The sequence below is a fragment of the Xanthomonas cassavae CFBP 4642 genome (assembly GCF_000454545.1).
GTDB classification, from domain to species: domain Bacteria; phylum Pseudomonadota; class Gammaproteobacteria; order Xanthomonadales; family Xanthomonadaceae; genus Xanthomonas; species Xanthomonas cassavae.
Window position 1 is genome coordinate 574171 of record NZ_CM002139.1, and the last position, 14130, is coordinate 588300.

Consider the following 14130-nt stretch of genomic DNA (forward strand, 5'->3'; position numbering starts at 1 on the left):
CGTTTTGATGTCTCGCAGCGTCGCAGCGGGTGTCGGATTACGCCGGCGGCGGTGCCCAATCCTCCCCGATCTGCACGATGACCTCGTGCGACTGCGATGCGGACGCCACGCCTGGACGCAGCTGTTCCACCGCTTCTGGCAGGGGCAGCGAGGGCGACGCATGCGTCGCAGGTGACGTGGCCCCGGATCGCTGGGTGAGCGCTTTGGCCAGACTCAACAGCTCTTCCACATCGCTGCGTTGCACCAGCGCATTGATCTTTCGACTCGCCTTGGTTGCCCGCCGTTGGGACAGCGCTTCGTTGGCGCCCCCCATTACGCCGCGCAATACTTGCTGCTTCAATCCGATGTCTGTCTCGCCCTCGCGGCGGTTGTTCTTGACGGTGATGGCGATGTGCTGATTCAGCGCGCCGACCGCAGCCATGCCTCCTGACAGGGCGGAAATTGCCAATGTCTGCGGGATCGGCACGTTGCGCGTTCCGCCCTGCGCTGCGGAACTGGCCTTGCCGATCACCGAGGACGCCGCGCTGCCCAGTACGCCTAGATGAAACATCTGGCCGATGCGTTGGGCGGTCTGTGCCGAGAACTCGCGCGAAGTGTACTTCTTGACGATATCGCCGATCAGTTGGTCCGAGACCACAGACTTCTCGGCGCCGAGCAGTAGCGTTGCTGCGACGCCATCCGGATCGAGTTCGTCCAGCCTGCCCCCGCGCAAGGCTTGCAGGTCCTGGCTCAGCAATTTCAGCGCCTTCGCCGGGCCGGCGCCGTGGCCCGCTTCCAGATCCAGGTCGTCGGCGCCTGTCGTCGCCTGCGGCGAGCGCGACGCGGCGAGTTCCGCCTTGAGTGCCTTTTCCATTGACACCAGTCCGCTGGTGACGCGTTTCACCAGCGCCTGCGTAGGCGATTGAATCAGTTTGCGCAATTTGCCCTGTTCGATCTCCTCTGCCGCCACTGGCTCGCCACGTGCAAGTTTCGCCTTGCCCGTGTCGGTCAATACATCGGCGTACAGCAGATTGAGCTTGTTGTTGTAATCCTGTTTTGCCTGTTCGTCGAAGCCGGCAGCCACGTGCTGCACGGCAGTCATCAGCAGGGCGCCGACGGTCTGCGCGGTCGGCGACAACGCCCGCATTGCGCCGGTCTTGCTGAGCAGGCCCAGCGTGCCCGCCACTGGCGAACGCAGAATGCGCGGGACCGCTTGCCAGCGATTGCCCATCCATTGCCGATCGTGCGCGCCCTGGGTCATGACAAAGTGATGCTGGGCCTGATGCAGGCGTGCTTCGGCTTGCAGCAAGTGATGAGCCGCGGCAACGAAGTCGGCATTCGGCTGCGCCGCGGGGTCCTGGTCTGCGGCGTCCTTGAGTGCGCGAAACCTGTCGCAGCCCCCGCTGAATTCTTCGATGTGGCTTTCCAGTGCCTTCGCAAGCTCCGGTAGCCAATGCTTATCGTTGATCTGCTCCTTGTCCGGCACGATGACGTGTCCGCCGTGCTCGCGGATGGATTCGCACAGGCTGACCACCGCCGACTGCTGTGCCGCATTCATGGGCGCGGCGATCGCTGCTGTCGCAAAGCCGAACCCCGCGCCCGCCCACGGCTGACGGGTTGCGTGGTTGATCCAGGGCGAGACGATGTACTGCATTGCATTGTTGAGGAAGCTGCCGGTGGGGTTGGGCATGCCCGACAGCAACGCGGTGCGCCGCAAGTTGGAAACCTCGTTTTCGCTCAATCCCTGCGCTCTGTACCACGCCATCGCATCCGTCTCGCGGATGCGGCCCAACAGATCCGCATGTGTTGCTGCGCGTTCCTGCGGGCCAGTGGCGTCCGGCAATTTCATCGGCCTCATCTTGTTGATGAGTTCGGCGGCCAGCTGCGGCTCGACCGGGCGCAGGCTGTCGGCAGCCAGTTGCTCTTTGAGTCGCACCAACGACGTTGTGGCGGGGTTTGATAACGTTGCAGGCTGGGAAACCTGCAGATCAACCAAGGTTGCGTCGCTGGCCGTCTGGGATGCAGGCGCAGCGGCGTCTGCGGTCTCATTGCCGCGCTTGCTCGGACGGCGCGAGAGCATGCTCAATGCACCCTCGGGCTGGGCAGACGAATGGCGGGGCGATGCCTGCGGGGATGCTTCTTCCTCAACCTCATGAGTGCCTAGAGTTGACGCTGACACGGGGCTATTGAACGGATTGGCGGATGCAGCAGGTTTCATCAGATTTCTCCTGGCGCTTGATGCAGTGGCGGCATCGATCAATGGCCGATGGCCGGTGGCTAGGGATGCAATCGTCAACCAGCCTGGAGCTGGCTGCATTGTTCAGGGGGCGGAGTGGTCGCCACGACGCCACGGGGACACTGGGTTTGGCCACGCGGCGCAAACATTTCAGAGATGATGCTCCAAACAGCGGGTTGCATTGCGCGTGGATTTCACCAAACTGCCGGGACCACCTTTGCCGGATAACAGAATTGACGTCGCTGCATCCGAATCCCCCGTCGGTGTGGGCCGATGTCGGGTGCGGGCGTGGTACGCCATCAAAACGTGAGGACAGCCAATCGGCATGCCTCAGCCAGTACCTGGTCGCCAACCCATCACCACCTGGCTGCGCGCGGCACTGACCGATGGCCGCCTGGCGCCGGTGGACCCGGAGTTCGCCTCGCAACAGCTGCAGTCGCTGATCAAGGGCTTTGCGTTCTGGCCGCAGCTGGCCTTCGGCCAGCCGCCGTTGTCGGCCGCGCAACAGGCGCAGGTGGCCGAGTCGGCGCTGGCGATGTTTCTGGCGCTGTACTGGCGCACGTAAGCTCCGCTTGCAACACGGCGGCGCGTGCGCAGGCGGGCGTGGTCCTGTGCCCGGAGGCGGCCGTGCCGTTCTCACCCTGCGCGCTGTTCGTGCCGTCCATGCGCCGCTGGCTGACGTGCGATGTTCTGCCTGCCGTTGCAGTGCATCTGTGCGCACCGGCAGGCATTGTCCAACATCAACATGGCGCTTGAGCACGCTGCGTGCACGCAGGCGCGGCTCACGCGCCGGCAGCATCCTGCGTCCACACCGCCAGCACGTACCCGTGCGGGTCGGTGAAGTGGAAACGCCGCCCGCCCGGGAATGCGAACACCGGGCGGGTGATGATGCCGCCAGCGGCTTCGATGCGTGCCTGGGAGGCCGCCAGATCGTCCGAGGCCAGCACCACCAGGGCGCCACCTGGTTGCGGGGCGCCATGGAAGAAGCCGCCGCTCAGGCGGCCGTCGCGGAACTCGCAATAGTCCGGGCCATAGTCCTGGAACGTCCAGTCCAACGCCGCAGCGTAGAACGCCTTGGCGGTGGCGATGGAGGTCACGGCAAATTCCAGATAGTCGATACGGTGATGCTGTGCACTGTGTTGCATGGCGATGTCCTGGCGGTCGGTGGCTGCACAGCGTGCCCTGCGCAGCGACCTGGCGGCTTGGCGAAAACGGCCATCACTGCACGTGCTGCTGCACCAGCTCGCGCGGACTCAAACCGGCCAGCTGCCGCGCATCGTGCACCAGATGCGGCGCATCGCCATACCCGGCCTCCAGCGCAGCGGCGGTCAGCGTGGGCTGGCTGCCTGCCAGCCGCAGGAAACGCTGCAGCCGCAAGATCCGCTCCAGCGTCTTGGGGCCATAGCCGAACGCGGCATGGCAGCGCCGCCGCAGCTGACGCTCGCTGATTTCCAGGCTTGTGCACAACGCAGGCAGGCGCGGCGGCGCTGCTCCGGCCAGCTGGGCGAAGGTGAACGCCATCTGCCGGTCCACTGGTGCTGCGCGCTGCCGACACAGCGCGTGCAACGTCTGCACCACGTCGGCGCCATCGCACAGCTTCTGTTGCCAGTCGCCCGCACCGCGCCCCCACAGCGCATCCAGTGCCACGCGCTGGTCGGCGATGTGGTGCAGTGGAAGACCGAGCACACCGGCGGCCGCGCCTGCCGTCAATCGCACGCCGGTGAGCACGTTGCTGGCGTCCACACAGGCCATGGTCGCGGCTTGGTCGGGGCCGGCGACGAACAACGAAGCGCCATCCCAGATCAGGTCGACACAGCCGTCGGGCAACACCCGCACCGGCGCACTGGCCGCGCCTTGCCGATAGCGCCAGCTGCAACGCAGCTGGGTGCGCAACTCGGGCGGCGGCGGCAGTTGCGTGTAGCGGGATTGGGTGTGCGGGGGCATGGCGGCAGTCTGCGGCAAAACGTGTCGATGCACCTGGAGGACGAGGCGTGCCGAGCTGTGCTGCGGTGGTCGCGCCACCGCGGCGCCCTCCCCTCAGCGCTCCGAATCGCCGCCTTCGTCGTAGCCGCGCGGCGTAAACAGATCCGGCTGGATCAGTTCGATGAAGGCGCGCGCCTGCGGCGACAGGTACTTGCCCTTGCGCACCACCACGCCATAGCTGCGGGTGGGGAAAAAATCCTTCAGCGAGCGCGTGGCAAGCCGGTCGCGATCGGCATCGGTCACGCAGATCGCGGTGACGATGGAAATGCCCATGCCCATCGCCACATATTGCTTGATCACCTCCCAGCCGCCCACCTCCAGCGCCACGGTGTACGGCACGCGGGCCTGCTGGAAGATCAGGTCGACCAGGCGATAGGTGACCTGCCGGCGCGGCGGCAGGATCAGCGGATACGGCGAGAGTTCCTGTAGCGTCACGCTGGCCTTGCGCGCCAACGGATGATCGGGCGGGGTGATCAGCAATTGCTCGAAGCGATACACCGGCGCGTAGGACAGGTCGGCCGGCACATCCAGCATCGAGCCGACCGCCAGGTCCACCGCATCCTCGCGCAACAGGTCGGTCCCATCGGCGCTGATGGCGTTGTGCAGGGTCAACCGCACATCCGGGTGGCGCGCGCGGAAGTTCTCCACGATGCGCGGCAGCAGGTACAGGATGGTGGAGCTGTTGGCGGCAATGGTGAGTTCGCCGGCATCCAGCCCGCGCACCTTTTCGCGAAAGCTGGCTTCCAGCCCGTCCAGGCTTTCCACCAGCGGCAGCGCCATGTCGTACAGCAGCTGGCCCTCGCGACTGGGCGCCAGGCGTCGCCCGGAGCGCTCGAACAACGGCACACCCAGATCGCGTTCCAGCGCCTGCAACTGCAGCGTCACCGCCGGCTGACTGACGTAAAGCGCCTCAGCCGCCCGTGAGACAGATCCCAGGCGTACGGTCTGACAGAAGGCACGCAGGGGCTTGAGCCGGTCGGATTTGTAGGAAAAACGCGGAGTTGGCGCCATAGGGCAGCTGACAATGCGCAAAGTATAAGTTGAGCTTATTTACAGCATTGATAAAACTGCTTTGTCAAATACTGTTTGCCGGCGCACGGTGAATGCCCGGACGCACACGGATCTCCCACATGTCTGCCACCGCTTTCGCCCCACGCTCCACCGACCGGGCCACGCCCGGCCTGTCATTGACCACCCAGGTCGCCGGGCAGGCCGAACTCCTGCCGCCGGCCGCGTTGGCCCTGCTGGTGTCATTGCACCGCGCCATCGAACCGGGCCGGCAGCAGCGCCTGGCACAGCGGCGCGCGCGCCAGGCCGCGTTCGATGCCGGCCAGCTGCCGGACTTCCGCGACGACACCCGCGCCATCCGCGCCGGCGACTGGCGCGTGGCCCCGCTGCCGGCAGCGCTGCATGACCGTCGCGTGGAGATCACCGGCCCGACCGATCCGAAGATGGTCATCAACGCGTTGAACTCCGGCGCCAAGGTGTTCATGGCCGACTTCGAGGATTCCACCGCACCCACCTGGCGCAACCTGCTGGCCGGCCAGCGCACCCTGGCGGCAGCGGTGCGCGGCGATCTGCGCTTCGACGCCCCCAACGGCAAGCACTACGCGCTGCGCCCGGAAGCCGAGCGTGCGGTGCTGATCGTGCGCCCGCGCGGCTGGCACCTGGACGAGAAGCACGTCCACATCGACGGCCAGCCGCTGGCCGGCGGCCTGTTCGACGCGGCGCTGTTCGCCTTCCACAACGCCCGCACCCTGCTGGCCAAGGACCGTGGCCCGTATCTGTATCTGCCCAAGTTGCAGAGCATGGAAGAAGCCGCGCTGTGGGAGACCGCGCTGGCGCATATCGAAGCGATGCTCGGCCTGCCGCACGGGCAGATCAGGGTGACCGTGCTGATCGAAACGCTGCCGGCGGTGTTCGAGATGGACGAGATCCTGCACGCGCTGCGCGAGCGCATCGTCGGGCTCAATTGCGGGCGCTGGGACTACATCTTTTCGTATCTGAAGACCTTCCGGTCGCACCGCGACCGCGTGCTGCCCGAGCGCGGCCAGGTCACCATGACCCAGCCATTCCTGAAGGCCTATTCGGAGCTGCTGATCAAGACCTGCCATCGCCGCGGTGCGCATGCGATGGGCGGCATGGCTGCGCAGATTCCGATCAACCACGACGAAGCCGCCAACGAACAGGCCATGGCCCGCGTGCGTGCCGACAAGCTGCGCGAAGTCAGCGCCGGTCACGACGGCACCTGGGTGGCGCATCCGGCGCTGATTCCGGTGGCGATGAAGCTGTTCGACGAACACATGCCCACCGCGCACCAGCAACACGTGCTGCGCAACGATGTGCAGGTGACGCGCGACATGCTGATCGCCCCGTCCCCCGGCACCATCACCCGCGCTGGTTTCGAAGGCAATGTCGACGTCTGCGTGCGGTATCTGGCCGCGTGGCTGGATGGCAACGGCTGCGTGCCGATCCATAACCTCATGGAAGACGCCGCCACCGCCGAAATCAGCCGCGCGCAACTATGGCAATGGCTGCATCACGGCCAGCATCTGGACGACGGTACCGCCATCGACAGACAGCTGTTGCAGGCCAGCCTGCGCGCGTTGCCGGCCCGGCTGGGCACTGCCGGCACGCTGCCCGGCGCCGCGCGCATCGATGAGGCGATCGCGCTGCTGGAAGAACTCAGCCGCGCCGACGAGCTGGCCGATTTCCTCACCGTTCCGGCCTACCGCCTGATCGACTGATCGCCGCGCTGCAGCGGCCCTGGCGCTGCAGCGCTCACCGCAACGTTCCACACCGCCCGTTGCGCGTGCCTGCGCAGCGGAAGGCCTCGCCATGCCGCGTGCATCGTCATGCACACCGTTCCTTCCCCCGTTGCATCCGTCGTACCTCTTCAGGAGAACGCAAGATGAGCACTGCACTGCAAAGCGCCGACCACCTGCAGCAGGACTGGGCCAGCAACCCGCGCTGGGCCGGCATCACCCGCAATTACACCGCCGCCGACGTAGTGCGCCTGCGCGGCACCGTGCATGTGGAGCACTCGCTGGCGCGGCTGGGCGCCGACAAGCTGTGGACCTCGTTGCATGCCACGCCGTTCGTCAACGCGCTGGGCGCGTTGACCGGCAACCAGGCCATGCAGCAGGTCAAGGCCGGCCTGAAGGCGATCTACCTGTCCGGCTGGCAGGTGGCGGCCGATGCCAATCTGGCCGGGCAGATGTATCCGGACCAATCGCTGTACCCGGCCGACTCGGTGCCGGCGGTGGTCAAGCGCATCAACAACACCTTGCTGCGCGCCGATCAGCTGCACCATGCCGAAGGCAAGGACACCATCGACTTCCTGCAGCCCATCGTGGCCGACGCCGAAGCCGGTTTCGGTGGCGTGCTCAACGCCTTCGAACTGATGAAGGCGATGATCGAAGCCGGTGCGGCCGGCGTGCATTTCGAAGATCAGCTGGCCTCGGTCAAGAAGTGCGGGCACATGGGCGGCAAGGTGCTGGTACCCACCTGCGAGGCGATCGAGAAGTTGAACGCCGCGCGCCTGGCAGCCGACGTGCTGGGCGTGCCGACCGTGCTGATCGCACGCACCGATGCCGAAGCGGCCGACCTGATCACCAGCGACGTGGACGCCAACGATCGCGCGTTCACTACCGGCGAGCGCACCGTCGAAGGGTTCTTCAAGACCCGCAACGGATTGGAGCAGGCCATCAGCCGGGGCCTGGCGTATGCACCCTACGCCGACCTGATCTGGTGCGAGACCGGCAAGCCGGACCTGGAATTCGCGCGCGCCTTCGCGCAGGCCATCCACGCCAGGTTCCCCGGCAAACTGCTGGCCTACAACTGCTCGCCGAGCTTCAACTGGAAGAAGAACCTGGATGACGCCACCATCGCCAGGTTCCAGACCGAGCTGGCCAGCTACGGCTACAAGTTCCAGTTCATCACCCTGGCCGGCTTCCATGCGTTGAACCACAGCATGTTCCAGTTGGCACATGGCTATGCGCGCCGCCAGATGAGTGCTTTCGTCGAACTGCAACAGGCCGAATTCGAAGCGGCCGAGATGGGCTTTACCGCAGTCAAGCACCAGCGCGAAGTCGGCACCGGCTACTTCGATGCAGTGACCCAGGCGATCCAGCAGGGCCAGTCGTCCACCACCGCGTTGCGCGGCTCCACCGAAGAAGAGCAGTTCCATGGCGAGAAGGCGGCCTAGCCTGCAGCAGGCCGCCGCATGTCGCCACCCCGGAAGGGGGAAGGGGCTCGGGAAACCGAGCCCCTTTTTGCGTCCAATACCCGTCATCTTGTCTCTTTCTTGGTGAGAACAACTGTGATGTGGTGCTGAACAGGCGGCTACGGTAGGATTTGCCCACGGGCTAACGTTGCAGGCCGGCCTGAGGATGAGGGATGACTTGCCATAAAACCGCAGGCGCGGTCGAACCGACGGGAAGCGTTGCCAAGACGCTGTCCGACGGGCTGCATGCGTCAATGACAGCCGACGAGTTGGCGTTCTTCGCCCGCTTTGGCCGTACCCGCGATATCGCGGCAGGCCAGGCCTTGTTCGAGCGCGGTGCGGTGGGCACGCAGATGTTCATCGTGATCAGCGGCCAGATCGATCTGGATTTCGGCGAAGACCTGATGCTCAAGCATCTGGGGCCTGGCGAATTCTTCGGCGAGCTCGGCTTGCTGATCGGCGACCACGCGCGCAGCGCCGGTGCCAGCGCCTCGATGGACAGCCGCCTGATCGAACTGGCACATGCCGATTTCGAACGGCTCGTGGACCACGACCCGTCGATGGTGGCGCATTTCCTGCGTCGCTCGATCGTGCGCGTGGTCAACAACGAGCAATTGCTGATCCGTCAGCTGCGCCGTCGCAACCACGATCTGGAAGCGGCGCTGGACAATCTCTATGTCACCTCGCACCAGCTCAACCACACCGAAGAGCTGAGCCGCACCGATGAGTTGACCGGCCTGCACAACCGACGCGGCCTGGCGCTGTATCTGCAGGAATGCCGGCGCGCCGGCAATGTGCCCGGCGTGGGGCTGATCCTGATCGATTGCGATCGCTTCAAGCGCATCAACGACGAATTCGGCCATCTGGCCGGGGACCGCGTATTGCAGAACGTGGCCCATGCCTTGCGTTCGGTGATCGCCGATGGCGATCTGGCCTGCCGCCTGGGGGGCGACGAATTCTGCGTGCTGGTTGCGCAAGGCGCCCCGGAGCTGGTGCATCACATCGGCGAGTGCATCGTGCGTGCGGTGGAAGCGCGCCTGTGCAACGGCCAGAGCGAGCAGGGCTGCTCAGTCAGTGTCGGGCTGTGCATGATCGACGCGGAAGCGGCCTGGAACGATTGGTACACACTTGCCGACAGCGCCTTGTACGAAGCAAAGCGACAAGGCGGCAACGTGCTGTGCATGCACGACACGCTCGCCGTGACCACCGCGCCGCTTCCCGGCATTGCGCCCGAACCGGATACCCGCTGAGCAATGAGCGCCCGCACCCACGCACGCAAGGACGCGTCGTCGGAAGCGATCCAGGCGCCGCGTCTGCGCACCTTGTTGCTGACCGACCTGTGCGATTCGACCGCGCTGGTCGAACGCATCGGCGACAACGCCGCCGCCGCGCTGTTCCGCGAGCATGACCGCCTGGTGGTCATGTTGCAGCAGCAGTGGCGCGGCCGCCTGATCGACCGCTCCGATGGCCTGTTGCTGCTGTTCGACCGCCCCATCGACGGGCTGGGCTTTGCGCTGGACTATGCCCGCGGCCTGAAGGCGATGAGCCAGAGCCACGCGCAAACGCTGTGCGCGCGACAGGGCCTGCACGTGGGCGAGGTGCTGACCTGGCGCAACAGCGAGGAGGCGGTAAGCATCGGCGCCAAGCCGCTGGAAGTGGAAGGGCTGGCCAAGCCCACCGCCGCACGGCTGATGTCGATGGCGCGGCCGGGGCAGATCCTGATCTCGGCCGTCGCCGAATCGTTGACGCATCGCGCCGCACGCGAACTGGGCGACCGTGCCGAGCGCATCCTGTGGAAATCGCACGGCCGCTGGCGCTTCAAGGGCGTGCCCACGCCGATGGAGATCTACGAAGTCGGCGAAGTCGGCCTGACCCCGCTGCGCGTGCCGAAGAACTCGGCCAAGGCCTGGCGCGACATTCCGCTCTGGCGTCGACCTGCCGCGCTGGTAGCCGAGGTTTGCGTCGTACTGGCGGTAGGTATCGCCGTCTGGTTCTTTGTCCGTCCACAACCGGCGATCGCGTTCGCAAATCGTGACTGGGTTGTGGTGGGCGATGTCCGTAATCTCACCGGCAACACGCTGCTGGACAGCACCTTGGAGCAGGCGCTGCGGATCAGCCTGGAGCAATCGCGCTACGTCAACGTGCTGAGTGACATGAAGGTGCGCGATACGGTGAAACGAATGCAGCGCGATCCCAATGCGTTGGTCATCGATCGCAGCATTGCCTCGGAAGTGGCGCTGCGCGATGGCGCTAGCGCTGTCATTCTTCCGACCGTGGCCGAGATCGGAGGGAAATTGCGTTTCAGTGTGGAGCTGGTGGATCCACGCACACAGACCACTGTGCACTCGGAATTCGTGCAGGGCGAGGGATTGCAATCTGCGTTGTCATCGGTCGACCAGATCACCCGAAAGCTGAGGCTGGGCCTGGGCGAGCTTGCGGCATCAGTCGACAAGAATTCCATCCCGCTTCCTGCAGTCACGACGTCCAGCCTGGATGCGTTACGTGCTTACGCACTCGGTGAGGATGCGACTGCGCGGGGACAATGGCGCGAGGGGCTTGAACTGTTTGATCGCGCCGTTGCCATCGATCCCACCTTTGCCCTCGCATACCTGGGAGCGGCGCGGATCAAGGTTGCCTTGTCAGACCGTCGTGGTGCACTTCCGTACCTGGACAAGGCTATTCGCTACCGCTCGCGCCTTCCCGAACGTGATCAGCTGTACCTGGATGCCTGGGCGGCAGAGTTGCGCACCGTCAGCAAGGCGCTGCCGTTATGGAGAACCTTGGCATCCCTCTACCCGGACAACTTCGCTGGTGCCGCCAATACGTCGTGGCATCTATTCGTAGCCAACCGTTTTTCCGATGCGTTGCCGTATGCCCGCACCGCCGACGTCGTGCAGGATCCCATGCGATCCATTGCCACGGATCGTGTCGGACGGATCCTGCTCGCGCAAGGGATGACAGCGGAGGCTCTGCACCAGTTCGAGCGCTCCGGTGACGGAGATCGCGCTGGCCCCCTGAGGCGCAAGGCCAATGCATTGGCAGTGATGGGCCGTTACCCAGATGCGCAGAAAGCGCTCGATCAGATCGTGGAGAACGGATACGCCAACGACGATGTCGTCCCCCTGATCGATCGCACCAGCATTGCACTCGACCATGCAGACTGGAGGACCGCACGGGCTGCCATCGCCCAGGGCCTTGCGCGAAGCGAACAAACCGATACATTCAGCCATCGCCAGTTCCTTGTAATTGCAGCCAGCACGTCAGATATTGTCGATGGCGTGGCAAACGTGCTGCCCGTGCTCAGCTCAGCCTATGATCAGCTGATAGGTGAGGTGAAAGCTGCAGCTCCCGACGATCCCAATCTGCAAGACAATGCTGCAATGTTGCTGATCCTGGTAAGCCAGGCACAGCGCCATGGGGATGACGGCCTGACCGCACGTGCGCTGGCGGCCATCGAGCCGGCGCTTTTGAATGAATCTACGGTACTCGCAAGGCTGCGTGCCATTGTCGATGCGCAGCATCTGGCGTTGGGCGGCAGGCATGAGGCAGCGCTTGCTCGCCTGCCTGTCAGGGACAGCGATCTATTCCAGACACGTGTCGCCCTGTACGCGTTGCTGCAGCAGGCGGGACGAGATGCCGAGGCACTGGAGCAGGCGCGCTGGCTGGCTTCACACCGTGGGCTTGCCTACATCGAGGCAAATGCCTCGCAGACATTGCAACCACTCAATGTAGCCAACGCACGCATTGCACAGCTTTGGGCGGCCGAATCCCTACACGCGTTGGGGCGTACCCAGGAAGCACGTAAACAGGTCCAGGCGTTCACGCGCGCCTGGCCTGTGCCGCAGTTGCCGCCCTACTTGCGCAGCAGGGTGGAGCGAATACTCTCCGATTCGAAGGCAAAGATCACGGTGTGATTGGTCTTTTCGGTCAACTGGCTGTGCAATTCTGCACGCGCCTGAGCGATGTCTTCCTTTGAGGCGAGCTGGCTGGAGGTCATGCAGTAATAAGCGTCGCCTGGCCCCGGGGCGGCGTTGGTTACGATGGCGCCAGGTGCGCCGATCTGGGCCAGTGCCTGTGCTGGATTGCACTGGAAGCAATCACGGAATGCATCGTCGCTGGAAAGCAACTCCAGAAGCTTGTCTGCGATGGAGGCATCAATCGCGGGATGGGCAGTATCGCTCGTCAAGGCCATGGTCTTCTCGAGTGGGAGAGTGTGGGCTGAGGGTAACTGAGACAATATCGACCGTATTTATCGGTCCTTGAGAAGTTCAGATGCAGATCCGTCGATGCACCACATTGTTCTTCGAACTTCGCGACGATGCAGTATTCGATCTTGCTCAGTTGCTGGCGGGAGGCGATGGGTTACGACGCCGTACGCGCTGGCTTGCACTGGCGCCCCACCTGGATGCGGAGATAGAGGTCGCGGCGGCTGAGCGCGACTTTCTTGGAGAGCTCAGTCACCTACGGTGGCAATCGATTGAGCAGCTGGCTTCGGTTCCCGCGGGGATCGACCGCCTGATGGATTGCGGTCTGGTCATCAGCGACTGTCCGGAACATGCCGGGCATCGAGACAGGGCGGTCTCAACTTGCAAGTGCAACACGTGAGTTGAATTGAGCGATCTCTTCTTCCAGCGCCTGGTTCGGCGTCTTCCAGCCAAGCGTCTGCCGTGGCCGGGCGTTNCCTGATTAGCCCTGACCATCAGCCGCCTGTCGCAGGATCTGCGCCGCGCTGGGTGGATGCTGCTGTCACCTGAAGCCAACGAGGTGGCGTGATGAGTATCAATGCCGTGCAGTTCCAAGCGGGATTGTCGATGCCTGAGTTCTTCGCGTCCTACGGCACCGAAGCCAAGTGCTATCGCGCGCTTTACAAGTGGCGCTGGCCGCAAGGCTTTCGTTGCCCTGTTTGTGCCGGACGCGTGCGCTCGCGTTTCAAGCGGGGTGCTGCGATCTACTACCAATGCAGCGCGTGCCGGCATCAGACCAGCCTGATTGCAGGCACGATGTTCGAAGGCACCAAGCTGCCGCTGCGCACCTGGATGCTGGCGTTGCACCTGCTGACCTCGACCAAAACCAACATGGCCGCGCTGGAGTTGATGCGGCATCTGGGCGTCAACTACAAGACGGCCTGGCGGATGAAACACAAGATCATGCAGGTTATGGCCGAGCGCGAATCCATGCGGAAACTGGCGGGTTTCGTGCAGATCGACGATGCCTATCTCGGCGGCGAGCGTAACGGTGGCAAGGCCGGACGCGGATCGGAGAACAAACAAGCGTTCCTGATTGCGGTGCAGACCGATGCCACCTTCACCGCGCCGCGCTTTGTGGTGATCGAGCCGGTGCGCAGCTTCGACAACACCTCGCTGCAGGACTGGATTGCCCGTCGCTTGGCGCCCGAATGCGAGGTCTACACCGATGGGCTGGCCTGCTTCCGCCGGCTAGAAGACGCCGGCCACGCGCACACCACGCTGGACACTGGCGGTGGTCGTGCCGCGACCGAAACGGCCGGTGCACGTTGGCTCAACGTGGTGCTGGGCAATCTCAAACGCGCCATCAGTGGCGTGTATCACGCCATCGCGCAAGGCAAATACGCAAGGCGTTACCTGGGAGAAGCGGCCTATCGTTTTAATCGTCGATTCCGCTTGCGCGAGATGCTGCCACGACTTGCCACGGCCATGATGCAATCCACACCATGCCCAGAGCCGGTTTT

Annotated in this window: 9 protein-coding genes and 3 pseudogenes (1 of these 12 only partly in view); 7 read left to right on the forward strand and 5 right to left on the reverse strand. The window is 64.4% G+C overall.

The window, feature by feature from the left end:
- Nucleotides 1-37 precede the first annotated feature (37 nt).
- Complete coding sequence (gene xopN, locus XCSCFBP4642_RS0102445) at nucleotides 38-2197, reverse strand: type III secretion system effector XopN (RefSeq protein ID WP_029218388.1); 2160 nt, start codon at nucleotides 2195-2197, stop codon at nucleotides 38-40.
- Nucleotides 2198-2573: 376 nt separating this feature from the next.
- On the opposite strand from xopN, the pseudogene XCSCFBP4642_RS0102450 reads away from it, so the two are divergent.
- Nucleotides 2574-2780 (forward strand): annotated as a pseudogene (locus XCSCFBP4642_RS0102450) (TetR/AcrR family transcriptional regulator C-terminal domain-containing protein); the annotation flags it as partial.
- Between the two features lie 217 nt (nucleotides 2781-2997).
- On the opposite strand, the gene XCSCFBP4642_RS0102455 reads toward XCSCFBP4642_RS0102450, so the two are convergent.
- The 3 genes from XCSCFBP4642_RS0102455 to XCSCFBP4642_RS0102465 form a co-directional block, all read right to left on the reverse strand.
- The gene (locus XCSCFBP4642_RS0102455; protein WP_029218390.1) at nucleotides 2998-3360 is read right to left on the reverse strand and encodes a VOC family protein; all 363 of its coding nucleotides are present in this window, start codon (nucleotides 3358-3360) and stop codon (nucleotides 2998-3000) included.
- 73 nt (nucleotides 3361-3433) lie between these two features.
- Nucleotides 3434-4159 (reverse strand): helix-turn-helix domain-containing protein, encoded by a 726-nt coding sequence (locus XCSCFBP4642_RS0102460; protein WP_029218391.1) that lies wholly within the window; start codon nucleotides 4157-4159, stop codon nucleotides 3434-3436.
- A gap of 93 nt (nucleotides 4160-4252) precedes the next feature.
- Nucleotides 4253-5209 (reverse strand): LysR family transcriptional regulator, encoded by a 957-nt coding sequence (locus XCSCFBP4642_RS0102465; RefSeq protein ID WP_029218392.1) that lies wholly within the window; start codon nucleotides 5207-5209, stop codon nucleotides 4253-4255.
- A gap of 119 nt (nucleotides 5210-5328) precedes the next feature.
- On the opposite strand from XCSCFBP4642_RS0102465, the gene aceB reads away from it, so the two are divergent.
- The 4 genes from aceB to XCSCFBP4642_RS0102485 all read left to right on the forward strand — a co-directional run bounded on the left by aceB (nucleotide 5329) and on the right by XCSCFBP4642_RS0102485 (nucleotide 12337).
- Nucleotides 5329-6945 (forward strand): malate synthase A, encoded by a 1617-nt coding sequence (gene aceB, locus XCSCFBP4642_RS0102470; RefSeq protein WP_029218393.1) that lies wholly within the window; start codon nucleotides 5329-5331, stop codon nucleotides 6943-6945.
- Between the two features lie 164 nt (nucleotides 6946-7109).
- Nucleotides 7110-8405: an isocitrate lyase gene (gene aceA, locus XCSCFBP4642_RS0102475; protein WP_029218394.1), complete on the forward strand. Its 1296-nt coding sequence runs from the start codon at nucleotides 7110-7112 to the stop codon at nucleotides 8403-8405.
- A gap of 191 nt (nucleotides 8406-8596) precedes the next feature.
- A complete protein-coding gene (locus tag XCSCFBP4642_RS0102480) occupies nucleotides 8597-9673 on the forward strand; it encodes a GGDEF domain-containing protein (RefSeq protein WP_029218395.1) in 1077 nt (358 codons plus the stop codon).
- A 3-nt stretch (nucleotides 9674-9676) separates the two neighbouring features.
- On the forward strand, nucleotides 9677-12337 hold the full coding sequence (locus XCSCFBP4642_RS0102485) for a putative peptide modification system cyclase (protein WP_029218396.1): 2661 nt from the start codon (nucleotides 9677-9679) through the stop codon (nucleotides 12335-12337).
- Here XCSCFBP4642_RS0102485 and XCSCFBP4642_RS26270 read toward each other — a convergent pair.
- On the reverse strand, nucleotides 12277-12615 hold the full coding sequence (locus XCSCFBP4642_RS26270; RefSeq protein WP_084624367.1) for an NHLP-related RiPP peptide: 339 nt from the start codon (nucleotides 12613-12615) through the stop codon (nucleotides 12277-12279). The two genes, XCSCFBP4642_RS0102485 and XCSCFBP4642_RS26270, sit on opposite strands and share 61 nt — an antisense overlap.
- Nucleotides 12616-12695: 80 nt before the next feature.
- Here XCSCFBP4642_RS26270 and XCSCFBP4642_RS29830 point away from each other — a divergent pair.
- Together XCSCFBP4642_RS29830 and XCSCFBP4642_RS0102495 are read left to right on the forward strand one after the other, a co-directional pair.
- Nucleotides 12696-12992 (forward strand): annotated as a pseudogene (locus tag XCSCFBP4642_RS29830) (putative peptide maturation dehydrogenase); the annotation flags it as partial.
- Nucleotides 12993-13195: 203 nt separating this feature from the next.
- A pseudogene (locus XCSCFBP4642_RS0102495) lies at nucleotides 13196-14130 on the forward strand (IS1595 family transposase); it runs 84 nt beyond the window's last position.

What these genes read in the sequence shown, in the direction of transcription:
- XCSCFBP4642_RS0102480 (WP_029218395.1), top strand. Translation starts at nt 8,597, where the DNA reads ATGACTTGCCATAAAACCGCAGGCGCGGTCGAACCGACGGGAAGCGTT.
- XCSCFBP4642_RS0102465 (WP_029218392.1), bottom strand. Translation starts at nt 5,209, where the DNA reads ATGGCGCCAACTCCGCGTTTTTCCTACAAATCCGACCGGCTCAAGCCC.
- aceB (WP_029218393.1), top strand. Translation starts at nt 5,329, where the DNA reads ATGTCTGCCACCGCTTTCGCCCCACGCTCCACCGACCGGGCCACGCCC.
- XCSCFBP4642_RS0102460 (WP_029218391.1), bottom strand. Translation starts at nt 4,159, where the DNA reads ATGCCCCCGCACACCCAATCCCGCTACACGCAACTGCCGCCGCCGCCC.
- aceA (WP_029218394.1), top strand. Translation starts at nt 7,110, where the DNA reads ATGAGCACTGCACTGCAAAGCGCCGACCACCTGCAGCAGGACTGGGCC.
- XCSCFBP4642_RS0102455 (WP_029218390.1), bottom strand. Translation starts at nt 3,360, where the DNA reads ATGCAACACAGTGCACAGCATCACCGTATCGACTATCTGGAATTTGCC.
- XCSCFBP4642_RS0102485 (WP_029218396.1), top strand. Translation starts at nt 9,677, where the DNA reads ATGAGCGCCCGCACCCACGCACGCAAGGACGCGTCGTCGGAAGCGATC.
- xopN (WP_029218388.1), bottom strand. Translation starts at nt 2,197, where the DNA reads ATGAAACCTGCTGCATCCGCCAATCCGTTCAATAGCCCCGTGTCAGCG.
- XCSCFBP4642_RS26270 (WP_084624367.1), bottom strand. Translation starts at nt 12,615, where the DNA reads ATGGCCTTGACGAGCGATACTGCCCATCCCGCGATTGATGCCTCCATC.